The sequence below is a fragment of the Patescibacteria group bacterium genome (assembly GCA_028716045.1).
In the GTDB taxonomy this organism is placed as follows: Bacteria; Patescibacteriota; Patescibacteriia; order JAQUQO01; family JAQUQO01; genus JAQUQO01.
This window is the reverse complement of record JAQUQO010000001.1, coordinates 735,633-759,501: the sequence shown is the minus strand read 5'-3', so window position 1 is coordinate 759,501 and position 23,869 is coordinate 735,633. Positions and strand designations below refer to the sequence as shown.

General features: G+C 42.9%; 21 protein-coding genes, 6 tRNA genes and 1 rRNA gene. 10 read left to right on the top strand and 18 right to left on the bottom strand.

Going from position 1 to position 23,869, the window contains the following annotated elements; all coding sequences use genetic code 11:
* Together PHG22_03840 and PHG22_03835 are read left to right on the top strand one after the other, a co-directional pair.
* The gene (locus tag PHG22_03840) at positions 1 to 1,863 is read left to right on the top strand and encodes a fibronectin type III domain-containing protein (protein MDD5490889.1); all 1,863 of its coding nucleotides are present in this window, start codon (positions 1 to 3) and stop codon (positions 1,861 to 1,863) included.
* Positions 1,860 to 3,614 carry a cohesin domain-containing protein gene (locus tag PHG22_03835; protein ID MDD5490888.1) on the top strand — a complete coding sequence of 585 codons (1,755 nt, stop codon included), beginning with the start codon at positions 1,860 to 1,862 and terminating at the stop codon, positions 3,612 to 3,614. Before PHG22_03840 ends, PHG22_03835 begins: the two co-directional genes overlap by 4 nt.
* 85 nt (positions 3,615 to 3,699) lie before the next feature.
* On the opposite strand, the gene PHG22_03830 is transcribed toward PHG22_03835, so the two are convergent.
* The 8 genes from PHG22_03830 to PHG22_03795 all read right to left on the bottom strand — a co-directional run bounded on the left by PHG22_03830 (position 3,700) and on the right by PHG22_03795 (position 8,857).
* Positions 3,700 to 3,773, bottom strand: a tRNA-Gly gene (locus PHG22_03830).
* A gap of 196 nt (positions 3,774 to 3,969) precedes the next feature.
* Positions 3,970 to 5,853, bottom strand: a complete 1,884-nt coding sequence (locus PHG22_03825; GenBank protein MDD5490887.1) for a hypothetical protein — start codon at positions 5,851 to 5,853, stop codon at positions 3,970 to 3,972.
* Positions 5,854 to 5,876: 23 nt separating this feature from the next.
* Positions 5,877 to 5,953 (bottom strand) — tRNA-Pro (locus PHG22_03820).
* A gap of 77 nt (positions 5,954 to 6,030) precedes the next feature.
* Positions 6,031 to 6,102 (bottom strand) — tRNA-Phe (locus PHG22_03815).
* 133 nt (positions 6,103 to 6,235) lie between these two features.
* A complete protein-coding gene (locus PHG22_03810; GenBank protein ID MDD5490886.1) occupies positions 6,236 to 6,814 on the bottom strand; it encodes an NUDIX domain-containing protein in 579 nt (192 codons plus the stop codon).
* Positions 6,815 to 6,821: 7 nt separating this feature from the next.
* Positions 6,822 to 6,898 (bottom strand) — tRNA-Val (locus tag PHG22_03805).
* Between the two features lie 148 nt (positions 6,899 to 7,046).
* Positions 7,047 to 7,123, bottom strand: a tRNA-Ile gene (locus tag PHG22_03800).
* A 253-nt stretch (positions 7,124 to 7,376) separates the two neighbouring features.
* Positions 7,377 to 8,857 (bottom strand): 16S ribosomal RNA (locus PHG22_03795).
* 384 nt (positions 8,858 to 9,241) lie between these two features.
* Between PHG22_03795 and PHG22_03790 the strand changes: the two genes are divergently transcribed.
* Complete coding sequence (locus PHG22_03790) at positions 9,242 to 9,727, top strand: hypothetical protein (GenBank protein MDD5490885.1); 486 nt, start codon at positions 9,242 to 9,244, stop codon at positions 9,725 to 9,727.
* Here the strand turns inward: PHG22_03790 and trmD are convergent.
* The 3 genes from trmD to rpsP all read right to left on the bottom strand — a co-directional run bounded on the left by trmD (position 9,724) and on the right by rpsP (position 11,388).
* Complete coding sequence (trmD, locus tag PHG22_03785; protein MDD5490884.1) at positions 9,724 to 10,404, bottom strand: tRNA (guanosine(37)-N1)-methyltransferase TrmD; 681 nt, start codon at positions 10,402 to 10,404, stop codon at positions 9,724 to 9,726. The genes PHG22_03790 and trmD overlap by 4 nt on opposite strands.
* 67 nt (positions 10,405 to 10,471) lie before the next feature.
* Entirely contained in the window at positions 10,472 to 10,786 is a 315-nt protein-coding gene (locus PHG22_03780; protein MDD5490883.1) for a KH domain-containing protein, read from the bottom strand.
* Positions 10,787 to 10,935: 149 nt separating this feature from the next.
* Complete coding sequence (gene rpsP, locus PHG22_03775; GenBank protein MDD5490882.1) at positions 10,936 to 11,388, bottom strand: 30S ribosomal protein S16; 453 nt, start codon at positions 11,386 to 11,388, stop codon at positions 10,936 to 10,938.
* 244 nt (positions 11,389 to 11,632) lie between these two features.
* Here rpsP and PHG22_03770 point away from each other — a divergent pair, with 244 nt between their 5' ends.
* Positions 11,633 to 12,802, top strand: a complete 1,170-nt coding sequence (locus PHG22_03770; GenBank protein ID MDD5490881.1) for a hypothetical protein — start codon at positions 11,633 to 11,635, stop codon at positions 12,800 to 12,802.
* A 157-nt stretch (positions 12,803 to 12,959) separates the two neighbouring features.
* Here the strand turns inward: PHG22_03770 and PHG22_03765 are convergent, their stop codons facing one another.
* The gene (locus tag PHG22_03765; GenBank protein ID MDD5490880.1) at positions 12,960 to 15,248 is read right to left on the bottom strand and encodes an AAA family ATPase; all 2,289 of its coding nucleotides are present in this window, start codon (positions 15,246 to 15,248) and stop codon (positions 12,960 to 12,962) included.
* Between the two features lie 103 nt (positions 15,249 to 15,351).
* Between PHG22_03765 and PHG22_03760 the strand changes: the two genes are divergently transcribed.
* From PHG22_03760 to clpP, 3 genes are all read left to right on the top strand, one after another.
* Entirely contained in the window at positions 15,352 to 15,693 is a 342-nt protein-coding gene (locus tag PHG22_03760) for a ribosome-binding factor A (protein MDD5490879.1), read from the top strand.
* Positions 15,694 to 15,713: 20 nt separating this feature from the next.
* Positions 15,714 to 16,679, top strand: coding sequence for a bifunctional oligoribonuclease/PAP phosphatase NrnA (locus tag PHG22_03755; protein ID MDD5490878.1), 966 nt, complete (start codon positions 15,714 to 15,716; stop codon positions 16,677 to 16,679).
* A gap of 104 nt (positions 16,680 to 16,783) precedes the next feature.
* A complete protein-coding gene (gene clpP, locus PHG22_03750; protein ID MDD5490877.1) occupies positions 16,784 to 17,386 on the top strand; it encodes an ATP-dependent Clp endopeptidase proteolytic subunit ClpP in 603 nt (200 codons plus the stop codon).
* Between the two features lie 291 nt (positions 17,387 to 17,677).
* On the opposite strand, the gene PHG22_03745 is transcribed toward clpP, so the two are convergent.
* From PHG22_03745 to PHG22_03730, 4 genes are all read right to left on the bottom strand, one after another.
* Positions 17,678 to 19,552 carry a VanW family protein gene (locus PHG22_03745; protein MDD5490876.1) on the bottom strand — a complete coding sequence of 625 codons (1,875 nt, stop codon included), beginning with the start codon at positions 19,550 to 19,552 and terminating at the stop codon, positions 17,678 to 17,680.
* Entirely contained in the window at positions 19,527 to 19,754 is a 228-nt protein-coding gene (locus PHG22_03740) for a hypothetical protein (protein ID MDD5490875.1), read from the bottom strand. Before PHG22_03740 ends, PHG22_03745 begins: the two co-directional genes overlap by 26 nt.
* Before the next feature lie 7 nt (positions 19,755 to 19,761).
* On the bottom strand, positions 19,762 to 20,238 hold the full coding sequence (locus PHG22_03735; protein ID MDD5490874.1) for an Hsp20/alpha crystallin family protein: 477 nt from the start codon (positions 20,236 to 20,238) through the stop codon (positions 19,762 to 19,764).
* Between the two features lie 133 nt (positions 20,239 to 20,371).
* Positions 20,372 to 20,443, bottom strand: a tRNA-Glu gene (locus PHG22_03730).
* Positions 20,444 to 20,592: 149 nt separating this feature from the next.
* Between PHG22_03730 and tsaD the strand changes: the two genes are divergently transcribed.
* From tsaD to PHG22_03715, 3 genes are read left to right on the top strand one after another with little or no spacing between them, the layout of a single operon-like run.
* A complete protein-coding gene (gene tsaD / locus PHG22_03725) occupies positions 20,593 to 21,618 on the top strand; it encodes a tRNA (adenosine(37)-N6)-threonylcarbamoyltransferase complex transferase subunit TsaD (protein MDD5490873.1) in 1,026 nt (341 codons plus the stop codon).
* Between the two features lie 3 nt (positions 21,619 to 21,621).
* The gene (gene tsaE, locus PHG22_03720) at positions 21,622 to 22,098 is read left to right on the top strand and encodes a tRNA (adenosine(37)-N6)-threonylcarbamoyltransferase complex ATPase subunit type 1 TsaE (GenBank protein ID MDD5490872.1); all 477 of its coding nucleotides are present in this window, start codon (positions 21,622 to 21,624) and stop codon (positions 22,096 to 22,098) included.
* On the top strand, positions 22,080 to 22,709 hold the full coding sequence (locus PHG22_03715) for a hypothetical protein (protein ID MDD5490871.1): 630 nt from the start codon (positions 22,080 to 22,082) through the stop codon (positions 22,707 to 22,709). The genes tsaE and PHG22_03715 overlap by 19 nt, the downstream gene beginning before the upstream one ends.
* A gap of 25 nt (positions 22,710 to 22,734) precedes the next feature.
* On the opposite strand, the gene PHG22_03710 is transcribed toward PHG22_03715, so the two are convergent.
* The gene (locus tag PHG22_03710) at positions 22,735 to 23,052 is read right to left on the bottom strand and encodes a hypothetical protein (protein ID MDD5490870.1); all 318 of its coding nucleotides are present in this window, start codon (positions 23,050 to 23,052) and stop codon (positions 22,735 to 22,737) included.
* 428 nt (positions 23,053 to 23,480) lie between these two features.
* A complete protein-coding gene (locus PHG22_03705) occupies positions 23,481 to 23,663 on the bottom strand; it encodes a hypothetical protein (GenBank protein MDD5490869.1) in 183 nt (60 codons plus the stop codon).
* Positions 23,664 to 23,869: the final 206 nt, after the last annotated feature.

The following is a 23,869-nucleotide window of genomic DNA, read 5'->3' as shown; positions in this document are numbered from 1 at the left end:
ATGAAACTTCAATACATACGTTTCCCATTATTTATTTTGGTGTTGATTTTGTTTCTTTTTTCGACTGTCGCGGCGGCTAAACCGCCGGGGGGAGAAGGCGCGGTTAAATTTGTCATTTTAGATCCAGACGACAGCACAGTTGGCACGCCAGTCACCATCACCGTTGAAGCTCAAAAAAACAACAACAAGGTTGACACTTCTTATCAAGGAAATGTTACCCTGGTTGCCGGTGGTTCAGCCACGGGCGAAGGACCAGTAACCATTGTCAACGGCGTCGGGACTATTGAAATTAATGATTTAGTCGCCGAAACCGTCACCCTTTCGCTTCTTGACTCGGCAGGAACTGGGTTGAATGTGGATTCTACGCAAGAGGTTATTTTTGCCACGGCTTCTGACACAACCGCTCCTTCGGCAGTCAGCGATTTGGCCGCTGCCAACCCCACCACTTCTTCGGTCGATCTTTCCTGGACCGCGCCCGGTGATGATGAGAACAGCGGTACTGCGACAACCTACGATATCCGTTACAGAACAAGTGATATCAACAATGAAAGCAAGTGGAATTCCGCCACTCAAGTCAGCGGCGAGCCAACTCCGCAAATAGCTGGCACCGCGCAGTCCCTGACCATTTCCGGGCTGACTGCCGGAACCACATATTATTTTGCCATCAAAACCAGCGATGAAGTACTAAATGAATCCTTGCTCTCTAATGTTGTAAGTGCCGCCACTGCGGCGACTACTGGCGCATCGGCTGATCTATCAATAACAAAATTAGATAGCCCCGATCCAGTTATTGCCGGAGATACCCTTACCTATAGCATCACTGTCACCAATAATGGCCCTGACAATGCCGAGAATGTAGTAGTGTCAGACACCTTGCCGCTCGCTCTTACTTCTCCGTCTCTTACTTCCTCACAAGGCGCTTGCTCTATTTTTCCCTGCAATCTTGGTGTTATCGCAAGTAGTCAGTCGGCTAGTATAACAGTAACCTCTCCTATTGATTCAAGTACCATTGGCACCATAACAAACATTGCGTCGGTATTAAGCGATACAGATGATCCCATAGCTTTAAATAATATCTCAACACAAGAGACCACCGCATTGTCCTCGCCAGAACCAGAGCCGATTCCATCTAGTGAAGGCAGGGCAAAACCCATTACCGTAGCATTTTCCGGGAGAGCCTTCCCTAATGCTAAAATATTTATAGTAGATAAAGATGTTCGTTTTGAGACAATGGTAAATCAGAATATTGTCGCGGATGAGAACGGAACTTTTCAGGTAAATTTTGTCAGCGTTTCGCAGGGGCTGCATAGTTTTGGCCTCCTTATTAAAGATAGGGACAATCACGCCACGCAAACGAAATTTTTTAATATTGGCACTCTCGAAAACGACTTTATAGTAAAAGATATTTTAGTGCCACCCACCATTGGACTTCCGCAGCGCCTGGTCAGCCGAGGGGAAACGGCCATTATTGCCGGTAATGCCTCTCCGGATAATAGCGTTATTGTTGAAATAGATGATATAATAAAAAAAGAAGCGAATGTAGAAAAAGACGGGTCATACAAGGTGGCAGTAGATACTGGTATATTGGAATTTGGTACTCATCGCGTGCGGGTAAAGCAGGTTGACACCGGTCAAAAGCGAGAAAGCGATTACTCGCCCACGAATACTTTAGTGATATCTCGCTTGACACTACCCAAAACTGATTTAAATGGTGATGGAGCGGTTAATATTAAAGATTGGAGTATGTTTCTTTCAAATTGGGGAGCGAAAGACAAAAATCAGAAAAAAATAATAGATTTAAATGATGATGGGAAAATAGATATTTCGGATTTTAGCATATTTATTCGCACTATAAAAAAATGAAACCTCAACTTAAAACAATTATAGCCATATTGGTCGGCGTCATTGCTTCGGGAATTTTTTCCTCGGCGCAGGCCGCTACACTTTCTTTGACACCCGTCAGTTCTGAAATTGGAGTCGGAGAAAAAATGACGGTTGAACTTAGGATTGATAGCGAAGGGGTGGGTTTTAACGCGGCTCAGGCGACAATTCGGTTTCCCAAAGATACGCTGGAAGTGACGGCCTTAAATAAAACAGAATCGGCACTCAGTTTTTGGCTTGAAGAACCTCAATTTTCTAACTCCGAAGGCGCCATATCATTTACAGGCGGAACTCCCTTTGGAGTTTCGGGCGGCGCGGTCGGGATTCTCAAAATAGAGTTTCGGGCAAAGGGAACCGGCAGCGGCACGCTTTCATTTACGGAAGCCGCCATCACCGCTTCTGATGGAAGTGGGGCAAATATATTATCAAGGATGAATGACGCAGTTATTACAGTAGTCCCTCAAAGGATTATTCCAAAAGTTCCGGAACCCCAGCAAAAAATTCCCGAGCCTCAACAAATCGTTCGAGAAGTCGTACCTTCGGGGAAGTTGCCCCTAGAACCCATTCTTAAAATTTCACTCTATCCCGAAGAGGACCGTTGGTATAACTCGGTGGCGCAATTTACAGCAAGCTGGGATTTACCGCTTGATATTTCCGGCGTGAGTACCGCGATTAACAAGCAGCCCAATTTTGTCGTAAGAGAAAAATCAGAAGGTCTTTTTAATAACAAAATGTTCGCCGCTTTATCTGATGGCATTTCCTATCTCCATGTTCGTTTTAAAAATAATATCGGCTGGGGGCCAAGTGCACATCATAAAATAGCTGTTGATACTCAACCGCCGCTTGGTTTCGAGGTAAATATTCTGGAAGGAGAAAAAACCGACAATCCTGCGCCCACTTTTCAATTCCAATCATCGGATGCCCTCTCGGGTCTTAAAGAGTATCAAATAAGAGTTGGCGATGGCGATTTTATCAATCTTCCCGCCGCGGATTTTACCGGTAGCTTTAAATTGCCACTTCAGGCCCCGGGGGTAAAGAAAGTACTCGTCAAGGCCATTGATCTAGCGGAGAATAGTGTTGAAGATAGCGTAGAGATAGAGATTTTTCCTATTGCTTCGCCGACCATTACCTTTGTGCCAAGAGAGCTTTTTTCTGAAAATGAGCAGGGTCTAGCGGCAAAAGGCACGGCTTTACCCGATGTCAATATTCTCCTTAGGGTGCAAAGGGTATTACCAGAGGGGAAAGGGGAAGTTGTCACAGAAGGTACTACCATTGCAGACGATAAAGGAAATTGGGAGTTTATTTTTGGTAATCAGCTGCTTCGAAACGGACAGTATGTTGTATTGGCGCAGAGTCAAGATGCGAGAGGAGCTTTGAGTCTTACGGTTGAATCTCAAAATATACAGGTCAAATCAAAACCCATAATTCAGATCGGGAAATTTCAACTGGGGATGGGGGGCGCTTTGATATTTCTTCTTGTAATAATAGCCGGAGGATTTGGCGGAGGAGCTTGGTTTTATAAAAATCGGAGGAAGAAATTGGCACTGCGACTCTTAGTCGTTAAAACCGACATGGCTAAAGTCTTTAAACTTATACAGGATGATTTGGAAAAATTACAACAAGCCATAGGGACTCCTACCGAGGCGGACGACGAATTTGTGATGAAAAGACTGCAGGAAAATATCAAAAAAATGGAGGGATATCTTAAAAAAGAAATAGATAAACTGGGATAGTTGATAATTTATTTACATTTTTATTCAAGCGCAGTCGTAAAGATACTTCAAAAAAGCCCCCCTAGTACTCGGGGGGCTTTTTCTTTGGAGCGGGAGACGGGAATCGAACCCGCGTGTCTAGCTTGGAAGGCTAGCGTACTACCATTGTACTACTCCCGCAAATATGTTGGGAAGGTTGAGACCCGAGTGCTCGGGACGAAATCCCGCTCTTGTAGCGGGACTGACACCCGTTCGCCTTGCTGCCGCTAGGCAGTCGGGCGGGTAATAAACCACTATACCTGCTTGCCGGCCTGTTTCGCCATAGCGGTAGCGAGGCGAGCAGGCAGGCGACACCCGCGAATTTTTAAGATTTGGCCTAATTGGAAGCACGGATATCCTTTTTAACATTTTTGATAAATTTGTCAACCGGCGGAGTTTTTTCTTTTTGTTTAACATCTCTAACATATTCTTTCATTGCTTCTTTTACTTTCTTTGGCTGGTCAGCGGTATTAGCATAGATTTTTTTAAGAATATCTAAACCCATATCGGCGATAATTCGCAGACCGCGTTCAGCGTCGGTAATTATGTATTTATCTCCAAGCTCAACTAAAACGTCTTCTTCTAAAAGTTTTGAGATAATGGCCACGCCGGTAAAATAATACCGCTCCGTACTGCTGCCAGGTTCGCTGGAATAGTAAGCTAAGTATTGCTCCAGCGCTCCCAGTTTAGCCAAAAATTGTTGTTCAATAATTTGTTCTTTTTCTTTGGAATCGCCCGTTTGTTTTCTAAGCAGTATTTCCATTCCTACGGTTTCGGCTTTTAGCTCTTCCATAATAGCGGCGTCAGAACCAGTGCCGATGCGTTTTCTGACAGAAGGGTCATCTTCAACGCAAACCGTATGGCCCAATTCATGAAGAACCGTATCTTTGCCTGAGGCCTCTTTAAATTTATTTTTATCAATTGGTTGTCCCAAGGTTTTTTCCAAGAGCGGAATTCTCTCTTTGGATGACAACTCCTGATTTATATTAGCATGTAAAAGAATTGATTCTCTCCCGGCTTCGGCCTCGGTAAAGTAGTATAAATTGGGGCCAAAAGCAAAGGGTTGGACATTAATAACAACCGCCGGGATGTCGTAGTAATTTTTTAAAGCATCCTTATTTTCAGCCAAGAGCTCTTGAGCGGCGCCCCCAAAATCATTCATCGTTTGGGTTAATTTTTTTGTTTCCGGAGTCTGAATAGCCAAGCGAATTTCCACATCTATTTTAGCCGCTTCCCCGGCCACCATATCGCAGCTTTGGGGGATAAACATCAGCGGGCATCCGGCGTTAGCCAGATTCAAATTTTTCGCGAGCAAGCTGTTCCAGAGTTTTTTTAATTCTTTTGGCGAAACACTTTCAGAACCATATACTTGTGACATTTCTCGCAGATATTCCGGCAGACCCCGATATGATTCCGGCAGTTTTTTGTCATCAAGTAGGGTTTCCACTTTTTGGGCCAAAACTTGAAAACGATTAATTAATTTAGGCCATTCAAAAGCAAAGACATCCTTGTAGCTTGTCGGTTTAACCGTTTGGCTCTCGGGTGAAGGTTGAATATCGTAAAGATATTCAGCGCCGACTTTCCCCGCCCAAGCGCTTTTAGACGATCCGCCGGGGGCATCAGCCAACTCAACTTGTTTTATATAAGCTTGGTCAACATATTTTCCAACAATACCAGCAGAGTCCAGCAGTAATTCTAATTCGGTTCGGCTGACTCCGAGAGATTTTAGATTTTCTTCCGGCAAATCCGCTGCCCATTTTCTTAGAAGAACTATTGAGGCTAATTGTCTTTCGGATGAAGCCAATAATAGGGTTCTCCAGGCTGACGGGTTGATGTCTCGTAATTTTTCCATCGCTCCGAATCTCTGCATCTCCATTTCACTACTTAGTAAATCGGGAGAGAGAAGAGTTTGTCGTAATTCTTTATTCTCTTGATTGTCAGGTATTTCTTCCGCCCATTTTTTTGTCTGTTCGCATAAAATTTTTTGCGCTCCCTCGGTCCACCTGTGGCTTACTTCTTTTTTGGCCAATAAAAATAAATCTTCAACAGTTTTAATTTCCGGACATTCGGGCCATCCCCTGGTTTCAATAGTTGATTTTAACGCTTCCCTGATTTCTCGGCTAGTGTCAACATACTCGGGTAGATCTTCTGTCTTTTTAAGAATATCTAATCGATTGGTTGCGTCGGGATTAAAATTTTCTCCAAATCTTGGTTCAGCCATAATTTTATTAAAAAGATTTAACTTGGTCGGGGCAGTGAGACTTGAACTCACGACCTCCTGCTCCCAAAGCAGGCGCGCTAGCCAACTGCGCTATGCCCCGCCATAAATGAAAAATTCAAAATTCAAAAATTTTGTACCCATTTTTAATTTTGATTTTTGAATTTTGAATTTGTTTTGTGCCGAGGGTGAGAGTTGGACTCACGACGCAAGGATTTTCAGTCCTTCGCTCTACCGCTGAGCTACCTCGGCAAATGAATGGCAGATGCACTAACTTATTTCTAATATTTAATATTTTAATTTACTCGTCCGCCAAAACGATGTCTTGGCGTTGCGAGCGGGCCGCTGACCTGCCTGCCGGCAGGCAGGGCTACCTCGGCGTATTTTACATTATTATTTTCCCCATTAATTTCATAATCACTTTCCGCAGGCGCTTGTTTAGTTTAGCCGCTTCGTTTTTGGGAAACCATTTCGCTTCTCCTGATAATTCCGTTTCTGCTTTTTTGTCTTTAATATCAAAAAGATACAGCAAATCAAAATGAGTATGATTGGGGTCGGTTTTAATGTCCGGTGTGACATCTATGTCATAAACTTCACATTGATAGGGGAGCGGTCTTTCCTCCTCATCTATAAACCTTGGTTTAAGGTCGGTTATTCCGGTTTTTTCTTCCAGTATTTTTTTTATGGTGGCGAAGGGGAATTCTCCTTCCTCACAATGATTATGAAGCTGTCCCCAAGGAGAGGATTTATTTTTTTTAAAAAGCAATAGCTGGTCGCGGCAGACAATAACACCGCTTACCGTGACGTGGCCTTTATAATTTTCAATGTCATAAAAATTTTGCGGATGCAAAACCAAAAAATTTTTGATTTTCTTTTTATCCTGAATTTCCTGCTCGTCCACCGGTTCAAGCTGTTCCAGGGATTCCAGGATATATTTTTTTATAACAGACGGTTGATTGTCCATAAATGTTTGGTGGGCACCAGAGGAGTTGAACCTCTGACCTTCACAATGTCAATGTGACGCTCTAACCAACTGAGCTAGGTGCCCTCCCGCCGGTTTTATTTATTTTGGTGGGCGCAGATGCCCCGACATAAAGTCGGGGTCTCCGTCCCGAATACTCGGGACTACGAGAGTTTTATTATCAACTTCTATTTTATCATCCCGCCAGTTAAAAGAGTATTTAAATATCTTTCTTTGGTGGGCGCAGATGGAGTTGAACCATCGACCTCCACTTTATCAGAGTGGCGCTCTAACCAACTGAGCTACGCGCCCGAGGGGTCTTTTAAGTAGCGTTCCGAGATCCTTCTCCCGCTAAGCGGGATCAGGATGAGTCCGTTAAATTAATCAACGGCCTCAATTTATTTATGTATTATACCAAAAAAGATTGGCATTATCAAGAGTAAAGAGCCAATCTTTTTCACTAATTAGCAGACCTTTGTGGTTACAACGTTACTCCGATTGCTCGGAGTCGACCTAAATGGATAGAATGTCGAATTCGAACATTCTATCTGTTTTTTCTCCCTAGAAAGGAGGTGATCCATCCACAGCTTCCGCTACGGATGCCTTGTTACGACTTCGTCCCTGTCACCAGCCCTACCTTCTCCCGAGAACTCGGGATTCGGGCATTGCCGGCTTCCTTGACGTGACGGGCGGTGTGTACAAGACCCGAGAACGTATTCACCGCGCCATAGCTGATACGCGGTTACTAGCGATTCCAGCTTCATGAGGTCGAGTTGCAGACCTCAATCTGAACTGAGACCAGCTTTGATGGGATTAGCTCCGCCTTACGGCTTGGCGACCCATTGTACTGGCCATTGTAGCACGTGTGTTGCCCAGGACGTAAGAGCCATGCTGATTTGACGTCATCCCCTCCTTCCTCCCCGTTATACGGGGCAGTTTTCTGTGACACGTAAAACACAGAATGGGGGTTGCGCTCGTTATCGGACTTAACCGTACATCTCACGACACGAGCTGACGACAACCATGCAGCACCTATCTAGCACCCTCGAAGGCGTCCCGATTTCTCGGGATTTGCAGCTAGTAGTTGAGCCCTGGTGAGGTTCCTCGCTTACCGTCGAATTAAACCACATGCTCCACCGCTTGTGCGGGTCCCCGTCAATTCCTTTGAGTTTTAGCCTTGCGGCCGTACTCCCCAGGCGGGTCACTTAACGGGTTACCTTAAAATAACGGCACCGAGAGGGTCGATTACTCCCAATGCCTAGTGACCATGGTTTACAGCGTGGACTACCGGGGTATCTAATCCCGTTCGCTCCCCACGCTTTCGTCCCTAAGTGTCAGGTGCGTTCCAGCGAGCTGCTTCCGCATTTGGTGTTCTTGCCGATATTAATGCATTTAACCGCTACACCGGCAATTCCGCTCGCCTCTCCCGACCTCTAGCTTGTTAGTATCAACGGCAGTTCCAGAGTTGAGCTCTGGAGTTTGACCACTGACTTAACAAGCAACTTGCGGACCCTTTACGCCCAATAAATCCGGATAACGCTTGGGGCCTTCGTATTACCGCTGCTGCTGGCACGAAGTTTGCAGCCCCTTATTCCTTTGGTACCGTCATTAGTTCGTCCCAAAGAAAAGATCTTTACACCCCGAAGGGCTTCATCGATCACGCGGCGTCGCTCCTTCACGCTTTCGCGCATTGAGGAATATTCTTGACTGCAGCCTCCCGTAGGAGTCAGGGCAGTGTCTCAGTCCCCGTGAGGCGGGTCGTGCTCTCACACCCGCTACCCGTCATCGCCTTGGTAAGCAATTACCTCACCAACTAGCTGATAGGACATAGGCCCATCTCGAGGCGTCGGAACTTTCAATGGGAATGACTTTTGTCCCCCCATCCATATCGCGTATTATCTCCACTTTCGCAGAGTTATGCGCGTCCTCGAGGTAGGTTACCAATGTGTTACTCACCCGTTTGCCGTGGGTCTAAACCCACTCGACTTGCATGCCTTAAACACGCCGCCAGCGTTCATCCTGAGCCAGGATCAAACTCTCAATAAAGAGTTTTATCGGAACTATTTTACAATAGCCCCGACTACAAAACTCTCAAAATATAAGAGAATATTAAGTTAAACGGATTTACTTAATAAGACCACCACACCTAAGTGATTGTCTCTTGAGATTTTTTATCGTGGATATCTCTAACCACTTTTAGACGTTGTAACCGCAAAGATTGCTAATTTTAGCTAAAAAACGGTTTTCAAAGACCGTGAAATAATCTTACAATAAGGTCAAATGTTTGTCAAGGATTTTTGAGGGTTGAATTAACACTTTATCCACAAAGAAATTGGGCTATTTATAAGGGCTTGACGCCAAAGCGTTTTCGTGGTAAGTTTATTCATTGGACTTTTAAAATTAAAAACACCAAACTCCGAGGAGGGGAAAGTGAAGATAGTAAAATTTTTATTTCCATTATCCGTGACCTTTGTTCTTTTTTTTATCGCTTACGCTGGTTCAAAATGGCTCGTTGATAATTGGGAAGATATTTTTCAATTTGATGGCGAGTTCTTGACCTCCCCGATTAAAAATTTTTCCCAAGCCCAGGCCTATCTGATTTTTATTTTTGCTGTGGTCTTTTTACAAGAAGGCCTGATGATATTTTTTCGATTCATCATTGGCGCCAAAGGCAGTCGCGAAAGAATTTATATTTTTTGGCGAGATAAAAAAATCGGTCTGCATCACGCGCACTGGGGGTTCATTATTATTTTTTCGGCCGGCGTTGGATTATTATTCGGTCTCCCGTTTTTTTCAGCTCTTTTTTTCTTGGCCCTTGGAGCGTCTTGCGTCTTAAGTGATATTCTCCACCATGCCATTCTCTATGTTATTTATGGCAATATAGAAGGAGATGCAAACAACAAACCCCGCATTTAACGGGGTTTTTTCTTTTGCTTATTTTTTCGCCAGTCGGCGATTTTTTGATGATTGCCGGAGAGAAGTATTTTTGGCGCCGGCCATTTTAAGAATTTTTCCGGACGGGTATATTGAGGATATTCCGAATTTTGTCCATCAGAAAAACTTTCTTCTTTGACAGATTCGTATCTGCCCAATACTCCCGGGATGAGGCGTGTTACCGATTCGGCAATGACCATGGCTGGCAATTCGCCGCCGGAGAGCACGTAATTGCCGATGGAAATTTTTTCGTCAATAAATTTTTCCACGCGCGCGTCAATTCCTTCATAGCGGCCGCAGATAAAAACAATTCGTTTAAGTTCAGCCAAGCCCTGCGCTTTTTTCTGGTCAAAAGTTTTACCAGTCGGTGAAAGTAAAATTATTTTTTCTTTTCTTTTCTCCCGAATTTTTTTATCGAGCGAACTCATTTTTTTAATGGCCTTATGCAGCGGCTCTGCCATCATTACCATTCCCGGCCCGCCGCCATAGGGCTTATCGTCAACGGTGCGGTGTTTATCTACGGTATAATCGCGCAAGTCGTGAAAATTAATTTTTATCAGCCCTTTCTTTTGGGCAATTCTAAGAATGGATTCTTTAGCATAAGAATCCAGGCAATGCGGAAAGATAGTAATAATATCAAATTGAATTTTAGGTTTCATATTTTACATAAGATAACAAAAATCATCCCTTTTGTCTCGGGATGACTTTTGTTTTTATAGATAGTAATTAGATTTTTAAATCGTCAACTGCGGAGGTATCAATATCTCTGTCTCTGGATCTCTGGTGGGTAGAACCCTCGGGCTCGAGAATTTTGAGGTTGACCCTGGCATCATTCTTGGCACCAACAATTTTCAAAAGGGTGCGGATGGAACGAGCAGTTTGACCTTGTTTGCCGATGACATAACCCATGTCTTCCGGGTTAATGCTCAAAGAGAGTAAAACTCCCCTTTCATCAAGCGTACGTTCGATCTTCACATCGTCCGGATGTCCGACGATAGACCTAACGATGTACTCCAAAAACTCTTTGTCTCCTACTGCCATACTTGTTTTCTTTAATTACTTAGTTTAATGAGCAAATAGCTTTGAACTATTTACGTTATTAAGCGTATCATAAAAGATGTTTTTTGTCAAGACCTGTCAGTCGCGACCGGCGGGTCAAGACCGTCAGTTTACAACTGACTGGTCAGGCGTTACGTTTTGGCGATATTTCCCGCTGGGGGAATATCTTCTTGCGGGGCGGCGGCATTTTCCGGGGGCGGAGTATTTTCCGCCGGAGCGGTTGCGGCCTCGGGTGCCGGTTTAGCCTCGGCCGGTGGAACAGCGGCTGGCGTTTCCTTGGGTTTATTAAGACCTAATTTTTCCGCTCTCCTTTTGCTGATATTTACGGTTTTAACTTTGGATTGGTCTATAATTTTAGCGTCTACCAACAAATTATGGATAGTGTCCGACGGCTGGGCGCCTTTTCCTATCCAGTATTTAATGCGCTCGGCGTTTAACTGAATAGTTTTCGGGTTGGTTCGCGGGTTGTAAAACCCCAGCTGTTCCAAATAGGTTCCAAACGGGTCCTTAGATTTTTCCACCACAATAAGGCGGTAGCTTGGTTGTTTAGTTTTTCCGACTCTTGATAATCTGATAGATAACATAGCAAAAACGATTAAAAAAGTTTATTTATAATAGTGTTTTTATTGTATAGCTTTGGCTTTAAAATGTCAAGAGGTTGACAAAAATCGCGCTTTCATTCAAGATATAGCCAGTACGGAATAAGCCGTATGGTGTTCATTACAATTCAAAAAGTCCACTGTCTATTGGGCCGGGTAGTACCACTATGATAATAATTCATAACGATACTATCTTTTGCCGATAGCCAACGGACAAGGAGAAATTAAAATGGAAAAAGCAAGTTTAGGACAAGCAACACAATTGATGAAAGAGCTTAACTCTGGCCGCATCCCTCATTTTTTGGTGGTGTTGTTATTGAAAGAGCCCACGTTTTTATTGGCGAGTGATTTGGAGGTAATTGAATACTTATTGGAAGAAGAAAAGGATATTTATGAAAGAACAAAGTTTATGATTCGCCTGGCTCAAATTACAGGCGATGCCAAGTATATTCAGGGAGCGAGGGAGTATATTGTAAAGATTGAAAATCCGAAAGACAAAGCTTTCGCCCAGATATATTTGGCGCAGGTTACCAAAAAAGACGAAGATTTTGTTAGGGCCAGGGAGCGTGTCGGCGATGCCAATGGAACCGGGAAAAGAGAGTTGGCCAAAGCTTATATCAACAACGGGGAATTTGGAAAAGCTTCGGAGTTTATTGAAACAATTGAAGACGAGCGGACACGATTGGAGTCACTCATTTATTTTGCCAAGGCCTTCGGCGGAAGAAAAGATTTTGAAAGGGTCGAGGAATATATCCGCGATATCAAAGAGAAATACATCTCCACGAGCAGTAAAATTAAGGAGATTTACGATGTAAGTATTTATGCCGAATTAATAAAAGCATATTTGCAACACGGTTATTTTGAGGAAGCGGACAAGAAACTTCACAGTAAAGAAGGATTGGAGTTATTTATCTATAAATCTCTGGGCGCAAGTATTTATTTGACCTGGGCGGAAGTTAAAAAAGATGAGGAAAGTTTTAATGTGGTTAGAGATTATATAAAAATATTGAAAGTTAAGGAGAAAGAATTGGCAATTTCCACGATGTTGTCCTTATCCAGGTTAACAGGTACGGAAGAATATATTGAAGAAATTTTTTCGTTTCTAGAAAATGACGAAAATTTTAAAGGGCTTAATGCGGAGGCAAGAGCGAATTCTCAAATACTCCTCGCTCAAACGACGGGCGAAAAAGAGGACTTTGATAAGGTGTTTGAATATATTAAGAAAATTGGCTGGGAGTCTGCGCAGGCAAATTGTCACCTAGCCCTTTTCAAAGCGTATTTGACAAGGGGTTATTTGACTGAAGCCCGGGGAATTGTTGCAAGATATAATAATCTCACCGTGCAGATAGGATGCTTAATTGATATTTTTGCCACCCGCCAACACCGCCGCTTTTCCTAAAATTACAAACCCCGCTTCAAACATGAAGTGGGGTTATTTTATCTAAATTATTTTTTCTCCCGCCCTAACATCAAACTACCCCTTGTCCCTCCCTGTCTGCCGGACTTCGGTGAGCTCAGTCGAACCGCAGATAGGCTTATCCAAGAAGGGTAATTTTTTACTTTGACGACAGCTGGGCGGCTTCTTCCAGTTTCATACTAAGCAATCTGGACACGCCGTCGTCGCCCATGGTCACGCCGTAAAGGATGCCGCATTTTTCCATGGTGTAACGATTGTGGGTGATAACGATAAATTGTGTTTTTTCGGAAAGCATGGCCAGAATTTCCGCGAAGCGGATGGAGTTGGATTCATCAAGGGCGGCGTCAACTTCATCCAGTAAAACAAACGGCGCGGGGTTGTGGTAAATAATCGCGCAAATAAGAGCGATGGAAGTCAGGGCGCGTTCGCCGCCGGAGAGCATAGAGATGCCCTTTAATTTTTTGCCCGGGGGAGTGGCGTGGATTTCTATGGCCGAGCAGGTGGCCAGCCGGCGCCGCAAACGTTTTTTTTCTTGAAGAACTTTGGTGGCGGGAGCTTCGTTTTCCGCGTTTTCTCCAAGCGTTTTTAGCTCTTCCTCTTTGTTTTTTAATTCTTCTTCCTCGGTGATTTTAATTAAATTGGCTTTGCCGCCGTTAAAAAGTATGCGAAAGAATTTTTCAAATTCATTATTGATATTATTAAAAGCACTATCAAATTGTTTTTTAATAGTTTCATCCAGTTCTTCTATAACTTTTTCCAAATCGTTGATGGCTTTTTTAAGGTCTGCGGATTGCTGGGAGAGAAAGTCATAACGTTCCTTGGTTTCTTTATATTCTTGGACGGTTTCTTCGTCTATGCCACCAATCAGCTCCAGCTGGTGTTTTAATCTTTGAATTTCCGGCCACAATTCTTCACGGTTGGTTGGCGTATTTATTTTTTCACTTTGGCTGATTACGGTTTCGTAATCCTTTAATTCCTCTTTCATTTCATTTTCTAAATCTTCTCGTTTGGTTTCCAGCCGCGCCAGTTCAATTTTAATATCGTTGACTTCGTTCGTAATGCGGTTTAGGGCCATTTGTTTTTCCTGAAATTCTCTCTGCAGGTCGAAAAATCTTCCTTTCTTTTGTTCCTCTTCCTTTTGGAAATTGGTCATTTTTTTCTGCACCTCGGCGATTTGGGAATTTAATGCGGTTATTTGTTGGCTGATTTTTTCTATATTTGCCAATAGTGCCGGGTCGATTTTTACCCCCCTTGTTTTTTGGGGATTTTTTAATTTTTCCAGCAAGTCATTAGATTTCTCAGTAATTTCCGCCGTTTGATATTTTATGGCTTCCAGGTCTACCAAATCTTTGGCGTTGCGGATTTTTTCCAGAAGCTTATTTTGCAGTCCAGAAATTTGTTCTAAGGTTTCTATAACTTCTTCTAAGGGCATTATTTCCGGCAGGCGGTCTTGCATCCTTTTGGCCAGTTCAACTTTATTTTTTAATAGCAATTCCTGTTCGCGCAGCTTATTTTTTTCTTCAATAATTTTTTCGTACTCCCGTTGGAGCGCGATAAAGGCGCTGCTTTGCGTTTCTTCTTTTTCCAGAGAATTTAGTTTTGTCTGTATCGCCCGGACTCCCTCCTGGTTTTTTTGTTGTTCTTGTTCTTTGGCCGAAAGCGTAATTTTTTGTTTGTTATACTGTTTGGTGATTTCCTGCCATAAAGAACCGTAGTAAGAAGTTTGTTTGTCTTTTAATTCCTGCTCCACTTCCGCGCGCCGTTCCAAACGCCGGACTTGACGGGTGAGTGAACGCATGCGCGGCTCGATTTCCAGCAGCAGTGATTCGGCCTGCAGGAGATTATCTTCGCTAGCCTCAAGTTTGTTGAGTGACTGGTCGCGTTTGATTTGATATTGTTTTATTCCCGCCGCTTCATCAAAAAGTTCTTTTCTTTCCTGCGGCGTGGCTAAAAGCACGGAATCCACCATGCCCTGCCCGATGACGCTGTAAGTCCTCTGCCCCATGTTGGATTTAGCCAAAAGAAGCAGAATATCTTGGAGTCGAGCCTTATTTTTATTAATTAAATATTCGCTTTCCCCGTTGCGGTAAAGGCGTCGGCCGAGAATTAATTGCTGATACTCAATAGGCGCTTGTCTGTCGGCGTTATTTAAATAGAGATGAACTTCGGCAAAGCCCAGCCGCGCTTTTTTATCCGAACCGGAAAAAATAACATCCACGGATTTTTTGCCGCGGATGGTTTTGATGCTTTGTTCGCCCAGCACCCAGCGCACCGCATCGGCGATGTTGGATTTCCCCGAGCCATTAGGCCCGACAATGCCCGTGGTTTCATATTTAAAATGGCCGTCCTTTTGGGGTGGCCTGAATTCCAACATGGTTTTTTCGGCGAAGGATTTGAATCCTTGGATTTCCAGTTTTTCTAAATACACCTGTGTATAGCTTATTTCTTTATATTATTTTAGCTCTTTTGGAGCGAGACGGCAAGGATATAGACATAATTAAATAATTGGTGTATATTTATGATAATAAAATATGTCATTACGCCAGGAAAAATTTAATTCTTTTATTCAAGAGGAGCTTGGCAGGATTATTAACCGTGATTTGGAAATGCCGCTGGGAAGCTTGCTCACTATTGTCGGGGCGGACACCGCCCCGGACCTTAAATTTGTGAAAGTTTACGTGAGCGTCCTGCCGGAAAACTATCGCGGCACGGTCTTGGCAATTTTGCGCAAAAATACCAAAAAATTACAGCAGGCGTTAAATAAAAAGTTTCGCACCAAAGTTTTTCCCAAAATTCAGTGGGCAGTTGATGTTACCGAGGAAAAGGCCATGGCCATAGAGGCCTTGCTTGACAAGATTAAGAAGGAGCTGTAAGCTGGTCTGATTGCCTTATTATGAATTACGAGACATTACAGGGAAAATTTTTTAATTTAATAAACGCCGCCTCGCGGATTTTGGTGGTTTCTCATCAGAGACCCGATGGCGATACTTTGGGGGCTAATTTTGCCCTCTGTTTATTTTTAGAATCCCTCAATAAAGTTTTTTCCTCTTTTTGTTTGCACCCTCTGCCGGCTCAATTTAATTTTTTGCCATTTTCTCACAAACTTAAAAATGATATCGAGATATTCGCCGGCGGCGCGGATTTGATTATTATTTTAGACAGCGGTGATTTGCGTTATGCCGGCATTGAGGAGCAGATTAAAAATTTAAAGACCAAGGCGGTGATTGTCAACATAGACCACCATCCGACCAATGAAAATTTTGGCGATTTGAACATTGTTAATCCCGGCGCTTCCTCTACCACCGAAATCTTGTTTTATTTATTTGAAGTCGGGAGAATTCCCATCAGTCGACCTATGGCCACTTGCTTGCTAACCGGTATTTTGACCGATACCAGCAATTTTTCCAATCCAGCCACAACTGCCGACTCCCTGAATGTGGCGGCGAAGCTCCTTTCCTCCGGAGTCATTTTGGGTGAAATTTTGCCCCACATTTTAAAAAATAAATCAGTCGCCGGTCTGAAAGTTTGGGGGGAAGTTTTATCCCGTCTTAAAATTACCGCTAACGGGCTAGCCGTCACTTTTGTCACCAGAAGGGATATTGAGGAAAATAGCATTGACGAAGAAGCGGTTTCCGGAATTTCCAATTTTTTAAATAATTTAAGCGGAGTTAAGGCCGCCATGTTTATTAAAGAGGAATTAGGCGGACAGTTAAGGATAAATTTAAGAACTTCCCATGACGACGTGGATGTTTCGCGTTTGGCGAAATTTTTTGGCGGAGGGGGGCACAAGAAGGCCGCCGGCTTTGCCATTAAAGGCAGTTTAAAAGAGAAAGATGATGGAGAATGGGAAATAGTTTAAGAGTGTGAGTCAGGAATTAAGAAGCGAGAATTAAAAAAAGACGTTTTGACTTTATATAAATAAAATGATAAGCTAGAAGCAGTTTATAAGTAAAAAATAATTTTATGGATAAAAAATACGAGCCAAAATCAACTTTCCTTATTCCCACGGTGATAGAAAAATCCAATATCGGCGAGCGGGCCTATGATATTTATTCCCGCCTGCTTAAAGAAAGAATTATTTTTTTGGGCGATCCGATTGACGACCATATCGCCAATATAATCATCGCTCAAATGCTTTTTTTGGCCAGCGAAGACAAAAGCAAGGATATTAAACTCTATATTAACAGCCCGGGCGGGTCGGTAACTTCCGGTATGGCGATTTACGATACCATGCAATTTATTGAGCCGGATGTCAGCACTATTTGTATCGGCATGGCCGCTTCCATGGGCGCGGTGCTTTTAGCCGCCGGTACTAAGGGCAAAAGATTTTGCCTGCCGAATGCCGAGGTAATGATTCATCAGGTGATGGGCGGCGCCGAAGGGCAAGCTACGGATATTAAGATTCGCGCCGAGCATATTTTAAAAATCCGTGACCGATTGAATCAGATTTTAGCCAAACACACTAATCAACCGATCGGGAAAATTGAAAAGGATACTGACCGTGACTATTTTATGTCCGCGGACGAGGCCAAGAGTTACGGGATAGTGGATAAAATAATAAAATAAACTCCTGATTTTAAATAAAAACCGTCCGGCGGTGGGTAAAGGGCGGTTTTTTTATCTAATTTTAGCAAAAAAAGGTAAAATGTGAGAAAAGTGTGAACAAGGGGTGTATAAGGGTCTTGACAGTATTTTGGGGATATGGTATATTAAACTGTCAGTCAGTAAATACAAAATTCCTATTGAGAATCTGCATCCACGACAAGCATGGGGATAATTAGAAGGAACAATCTGGCTTCGTGCTCGATTTTTCCTATTAACTATCTTCTTGGATGCAGTTTCTTGGCAGGAATTTTTTTATTGCGCAGGAGTTGTTTCCGTAGTTGTCGGAGTTGTCTCGGTATTAGTTTCGGCAGTGTCAGTTTCCACGGCCGATTCTTTTCCTATGAGGCAAACTTTGGGCCAGGCAACATAATGACTAGCAAATCTTTCTTTAACTGTCCGGCCGTCAGGGTAGATAACAGTATAATCAAAATAAGTGTCAGCGCCATTATGGGCCCGTTCCACGCATTTTTCTTCGCCCGGTTTTAATTCTTCGGTTTCTATATATTTAGTCGGCCCGGGAGAAGTTATTTTAGAGATTACCGGAGTAGTATAATTATGAGTGCGCCCATCTGGTTGACCCCAAAGTTCAAATCTCACTTTGGTGTCCTCTATAAGAGTATTAAAAATTAAATAGTTGCCGGTATCGTTAATAAATTTCATATCTGGTTTAGGATTATAAATAGTGGCATCCAAGCCGGCTGGTTCATAATAAGAGACGCGATAGGAATGGTTTTTTCTTTCGGTAATCGGTAGGCCGGCGCCGAGGGCGACGCGAAAAGTGGTTGTGCCGATTTGGCACAAACCCCCGCCGTATTCCGGAATAGTGCGGTCACCTTTAATAACTAATTCCGGCAGATAACCGGTGCTGGCTTCAACTTCCCCCAAAGTTTTAACCAAAGAAAATTCTTCGTTCGGAGCAATAAGCACCCCTTGCAGTTTAGCGGCACCATTATAAATGTTATGCACGCGGTTTTTAGGACTGCCCTTAAAATCCGACTCCCCATAACCCACAAGTTCTTTGATGCCGAAGGGATTTATTTCTTCAAGGGTGATTTTTGGCGGCGTCGTTTTTATGACCGCGGTTATCTCAGTATTTTTATTTTTAATGAATTCCCCCTCAATTTTTGAAAGAGTGTTTTGATAATCTAGCTCCGCGCCGTCCACCCCTGGGACAAATTTTTTTACTTGATTGTCTTCGTAAATAAAAATGGCATCAGCCGACGGTCTGTTAATCTCTTCGGCAATAGTTTTCAGAAATGCCGTCGCCTTCGGGAAATTTAGCCCGATAATCATTTCTCCGTTTAATCCGGTTTTTAGCATTAACCAATCTGCCAAAGTGATTTTGTCAACCGGCCATTGTTTGTTTTCCAGGGAGATTTTAAGAGGAGCTAAAGCCAAAAGTTCGTTGGCGCTTGTTAGATATTTTTCAGCTTCAGTGGGTATAATTTGCGGCAGGGCTTCAACACAGACCATTTCTATAGCCGGTATGGTTGAAAAATTTTCTACATTTTCTTTGATTATTTCTATAATTCCGTCGTAATTTAAAATTTTTCCCGCTTGCGCTTCAGTGACGCCAATGACGACCCCCTTTTCCGCGATAAAATTAGAATTTTGAGTTGGTTTTTCCAGGGGAGATAATTTTTCTTTTATTTTTTCCAGAAGCAATTTTTCTTCCAGAACAAAATCAACCTTGAAATTTTGCCCGATAATTAGAGCGTTGAGTTGTTCCGGAATATCCGTCAGTAAATCTTTATTATGTCCGATATTATAGGCCCGTTCAATGGTTTCGGAGATATTAAATTTAATAAGAGGAGTTTCCGGCGACAATTCTTTTAGAGAAACGGAGAAGGTTTGCCCCTCAATCTTAAAAATTAACTGCTGATTGCTTATTAACTCCGCCCGGGATTTGAGTATTTCCTCAGCCTCTTCTTTGGTCTTCCCGCTTAAGTCGTAGTTCCCCACGCAGATTCTGGGAAAAAATTCTTCAGCATAGGCGTGGTTGTAAACAAATACTGTCCCGCCGATAAAAACAATAATTAAAAAAAAGGCGGCTAAAAAACCCAGCCACCTTTTTAGTAATTTATTTGATAAAAATTCTGATTTAATCATGGCTTTGCAGCAGTTCATTTAATAGTCCTTTGGCCGAATCAGCTTTTTCTCTTTCCAGGGTTTTATTGTTATACAACTCAAGTATGACTTTTGCTCCTTCGGTGGTTTCTGGCGGAAGTTTATTTTTTGGCCAAATCAGTCGTTGATTATCTAAAGCGATAATGGCGTTAGCACCCTCATAGTGGTCAAGGATGCCTTCCAAATAGAAGGGGGTATCCATAATTTTTTTATTCCTCAATTTCTTTAACGGTGATTTTGGTTTCGGCCGTTTTTATTTTAGGCAAAATGATTGTCAGCACCCCATTTTTGAATTGAGCGGTTATCTTATTTATGTCTATGGGTTTAGGAAGAATTATGGAGCGGGAGAAATTTCCCCAGTAGCATTCTTGGTAAAAATAATTTTCTTTTTCCACCCGTTCTTCCGCTTCTCGTTTTCCGCGGATGGTGAGCATGTCATTATTTACGGAAATCTCAATATCTTCCGGCTTAGCGCCGGCAATAGTGGATTTAACTGTTAGGGCCTCCTCGGTTTCATAAACATCAACGGCCAATTGCCCTTCCCCCTCCACAAATTCCCCCCAATCCGATTCAGCTGTTTCTTGAGTTTTAGGATTCTCGTTTTCCAAATTTAAAAAAGGATTAGCAAACTCTTCGCCGCCATCTAAGCTGATTATTTTATTTAAAAAACTTTTTTTATTTTGCATACTCCTCCTTCTTACTTAAAATTTAATTTTGGTACCGCCACGGGGAATCGCCCCGAGATAAACTCGGGGCGCCCCGTCGGATGACGGGGCGAACCCCTCTGACGTATTTTGTTTAGTAAAAATTTCTAGCTAGTACCGCCACGGGGAATCGAACCCCGGTTACCAGGATGAAAACCTGGTGTCCTAACCCCTAGACGATGGCGGCAGAAAAAGTAAAATTAGATTTAATTTAACAGATGGGAGAAGTTTCGTCAAGGAGATTTAGCCCCCGGAGATTCTTAATTGCATTATAACAGTTTTTTGCTTCTTTTCCAAGGTTGCTTTATGATATAGATGATGTTAATTTAGACAGTTATGAGGATTTTAGGAATTGAAACTTCTTGTGATGAAACAGCCGTTGCTCTTCTGGATTTCAGGGGCAGTGGTTTTAAAATTGTTAAAAATTTAGTTTCTTCGCAGGTCAAAATACATGCCCGATATGGGGGAATCGTGCCGGAAATTGCCGCGCGGGAACACGTAAAAACTATAATTTACCTCTTAAAAGAGGCTAAAATTTCTAGCGAAATAATTGACGTTATTGCGGTAACGCGCGGGCCTGGGCTTATTACTTCACTTTTAGTCGGAGTAGAAACGGCCAAGACCTTAAGTTATGCGTGGGGCAAGCCGCTGGTGGGCGTTAATCATTTGGAAGCGCATATTTTCTCCGCTTGGCTTCGTAAAAACAAACTTCTGAAGATTAAATTTCCGGCCTTAGTGCTCGTGGTTTCCGGCGGACATACGCTCCTCGCGCTGATGACTGATTATGGGCGCTACAAAGTTATCGGAGAAACCTTAGACGATGCCGTCGGCGAGGCCTTTGATAAAGTTGCCAAGATGTTGGATATCGGTTACCCCGGCGGACCCATAATTTCTAAATTGGCTGGCAAGGGTGACCCGACGGCGATTAAGTTACCGCGGGCCATGATGAAGAGTAATAATTTTGATTTTTCTTTTTCAGGATTGAAAACCGCGGTTTTATACAAAGTCCAGGGATTAAAATTAAAAGAAAGATTGTTATTTGACATGTGCGCTTCTTTTGAACAGGCTGTCGTTGACGTTTTAGTTTATAAAACCCTTGCCGCCGCTAAAAAATTTGGAGTTAAGACGGTAATTTTGGGCGGCGGGGTTTCAGCCAATAAAAAATTAAGGGAAGAATTAACTCGCGGAGTTAAGAAAGAACTCTTCGCCACGGAATTTTTATTGCCCCCGATTGAATATGCGGGAGACAACGCGGCAATGGCGGCAGTGGCCGGATATTTTAATCTCCAAAAAATTAGAAACAAAAAAAATCTTTTGGGAAATTGGAGAGATTTGGAAGTTGACCCTAATTTGGAATTATAGTGTATGGTGAAAAAATATATTACTAAAAGCGAGAGAGAAACAATCGTCTTGGGGAAGAAAATCGCCGCCGGCCTTAGGGGCGGGGAAGTTTTAGGTTTGACAGGAGATTTGGGCAGCGGGAAGACGGTTTTTACCAAAGGATTGGCCAAGGGTCTTGGCATTAAAAAAAATATCACCAGCCCGACTTTTGTTTTAATGAAGGTCTATAAAATTCAAAATTCAACCTTCGTCCCGAGCTCAGGTCGAGGGAAATTCAAAATTCAAAATTTCGTACACGTTGACGCTTATCGCCTAAATAACGAGCGGGATTTACTGGACATCGGCCTCGGCGAATATCTGGGAGATAAGAATTCGGTGGTGGTAATTGAATGGGCGGATAAAGTAAAAAAGATATTTAAGGGCGGGCGACACTTGCAAATTAAGATAAAATCGGGTAAGACTAATAAAAGAGAAATAATTATATGGAAAAAGAAAAAATAACTAGTGGGGAAGTTAAGGGTGAATTAGTCAGTCGAAATTTAAGAGATATTATTGATAGGTTGAGAAAGCCGGTGGGCGAACAGGAAAAAAAAGAAATTATCGCCAATTTTTTTAGGGCGATAGAAAATGCTTTGGAAGCTAAGGGAATTTTTATAGAAGAAGATATCGGAGAGATTTATAAAGACATATTTCAACACGCCGGCGGTTTGTTAGTTAGGAGAGAGGCGATAGATAGAGTGGTAGATTTATTATTTTTAGGTAAGGGTATAAAAATTTCCGGCCAAGAACACGGGGGAGGTAATTCGGCTGTAGTAAGTGATGAGGGGATAAAGATAGCTATGGCAGAGGGGCAAACCGACCCCGGAATTATCTCTTTGATGTTTTTAAGTAAGAATAATTTACAAATTGAAGATTGCCCCGCTGACCCATTGCGGCCCAACCGTCAGTTTTGTCGCCGGACTACCGGAGAAATCAGTAAGGATAATTTGAAATACTTGATTTTTAGAATACCAAAACAGTATTTTCCTCAAGACGAAGTTTTACCAGAGGAAGAGGAAGACCGCTTTATATTTAGGGGGATTGATTTTAGAGAATTTAAAAAAAGCGCCTAATCATTGAGCGCTTTTTTGTTGTCTCTTAATTTAGGGGGGCTTTTGATATTTGAGCCATTAGAGAATGGCTCTTTATTTGTTTTATAAATTCCCTGAAACTTCGGTCGGAATTATCAAATTCCTTCTCTTTTTCTTCCGGTGATTTTTCTCTCCACATTTTTAAAATTTTTTCCATTTGCTCGGGGGCATTGTTTTTTCCTTCTTCTCGAATCATTTTTTCAATGGTTTCCCCCCAAACTGGTCGGGCTACGGCCTCAAGACCAAGCGTTCGGTTTTCAGGCTTTAAAATTTTTTTTGCGGCTTCAACCAGCCCTTCATACCATATTTCGTTTACTAGATTCATTATTCACTTATACCTCCGTTGTTTAAAGAACATTTAAGCATCTTCAGATATTATAACAGAGTCAAAATTTTGTCAAGTATTTGTATTAAAAAACCCGCCGTATTATGGTGGGTTTTAAAATTTGTGCAGCCCCAGAACGCTTGCCGTGAATTTTATCCCGAAGCGTATCTGGGTGTGGCGTATGCCCGGCGTTGGATTCACGGTCCTCCGGCAACCGGTACAGCGACTTTGTTGACGTACATTAGTACGCCGCAAATTCTAGCTGATTACATTGCCACTCTATGGTGTTACCCCATAGGACCCCCTGCCGTCATTTCAAGTAAGGTAACGATTACTGTCCCCTAAGAACGGGGCAATGATTACTACCTTAGCCCATGCGGCAAGTTTGAGTAGATAGATGGCTGCGCATAACCACCCACCTTATCCTTTTACAGTTGTCCTTCTTGAGTTGTTTTGTGTGCTCTTACCACTTCGGTAATGAATTCCTCGTTTTCAGCAAGCATTCTGGCTAAGAGCGGCGCATCTTCGCGATCTGCGGCTTCACGACGTTTGCGCTTTCGCTCTCCTGCTGCAATAGCTTCTTCCTTTGTGATATCCCAAGGCTTAGACATGACACCTCCTTAGATTAATTGTTTTTAACAAAGCAAAAAATTTGTGCAGTCCGGAGGTCATCGCGAAACGCCTTCGGGGTGATTGCGGCCCAACAAAGAGTTCGCGCTCTTTGCTGAGATATATAACTTCCGCTCTCACTCCGCCCCTCGCTCTTTGGCGATAAATTTCACAAAAAAGGGCGGGCGTCTTCCCGGGCGATGCCCAC

Bases quoted from the DNA above. Each gene is read 5' to 3' on its own strand.
- PHG22_03755 (MDD5490878.1), top strand. From the start codon at position 15,714: ATGAATTACGAGACATTACAGGGAAAATTTTTTAATTTAATAAACGCC.
- PHG22_03760 (MDD5490879.1), top strand. From the start codon at position 15,352: ATGTCATTACGCCAGGAAAAATTTAATTCTTTTATTCAAGAGGAGCTT.
- PHG22_03840 (MDD5490889.1), top strand. From the start codon at position 1: ATGAAACTTCAATACATACGTTTCCCATTATTTATTTTGGTGTTGATT.
- PHG22_03740 (MDD5490875.1), bottom strand. From the start codon at position 19,754: ATGGATACCCCCTTCTATTTGGAAGGCATCCTTGACCACTATGAGGGT.
- PHG22_03705 (MDD5490869.1), bottom strand. From the start codon at position 23,663: ATGTCTAAGCCTTGGGATATCACAAAGGAAGAAGCTATTGCAGCAGGA.
- trmD (MDD5490884.1), bottom strand. From the start codon at position 10,404: ATGAAACCTAAAATTCAATTTGATATTATTACTATCTTTCCGCATTGC.
- rpsP (MDD5490882.1), bottom strand. From the start codon at position 11,388: ATGTTATCTATCAGATTATCAAGAGTCGGAAAAACTAAACAACCAAGC.
- PHG22_03715 (MDD5490871.1), top strand. From the start codon at position 22,080: ATGGAAAAAGAAAAAATAACTAGTGGGGAAGTTAAGGGTGAATTAGTC.
- tsaD (MDD5490873.1), top strand. From the start codon at position 20,593: ATGAGGATTTTAGGAATTGAAACTTCTTGTGATGAAACAGCCGTTGCT.
- PHG22_03770 (MDD5490881.1), top strand. From the start codon at position 11,633: ATGGAAAAAGCAAGTTTAGGACAAGCAACACAATTGATGAAAGAGCTT.
- clpP (MDD5490877.1), top strand. From the start codon at position 16,784: ATGGATAAAAAATACGAGCCAAAATCAACTTTCCTTATTCCCACGGTG.
- PHG22_03810 (MDD5490886.1), bottom strand. From the start codon at position 6,814: ATGGACAATCAACCGTCTGTTATAAAAAAATATATCCTGGAATCCCTG.
- PHG22_03835 (MDD5490888.1), top strand. From the start codon at position 1,860: ATGAAACCTCAACTTAAAACAATTATAGCCATATTGGTCGGCGTCATT.
- PHG22_03745 (MDD5490876.1), bottom strand. From the start codon at position 19,552: ATGAACTGCTGCAAAGCCATGATTAAATCAGAATTTTTATCAAATAAA.
- PHG22_03825 (MDD5490887.1), bottom strand. From the start codon at position 5,853: ATGGCTGAACCAAGATTTGGAGAAAATTTTAATCCCGACGCAACCAAT.
- PHG22_03735 (MDD5490874.1), bottom strand. From the start codon at position 20,238: ATGCAAAATAAAAAAAGTTTTTTAAATAAAATAATCAGCTTAGATGGC.
- PHG22_03780 (MDD5490883.1), bottom strand. From the start codon at position 10,786: ATGGCAGTAGGAGACAAAGAGTTTTTGGAGTACATCGTTAGGTCTATC.
- PHG22_03710 (MDD5490870.1), bottom strand. From the start codon at position 23,052: ATGAATCTAGTAAACGAAATATGGTATGAAGGGCTGGTTGAAGCCGCA.
- tsaE (MDD5490872.1), top strand. From the start codon at position 21,622: ATGGTGAAAAAATATATTACTAAAAGCGAGAGAGAAACAATCGTCTTG.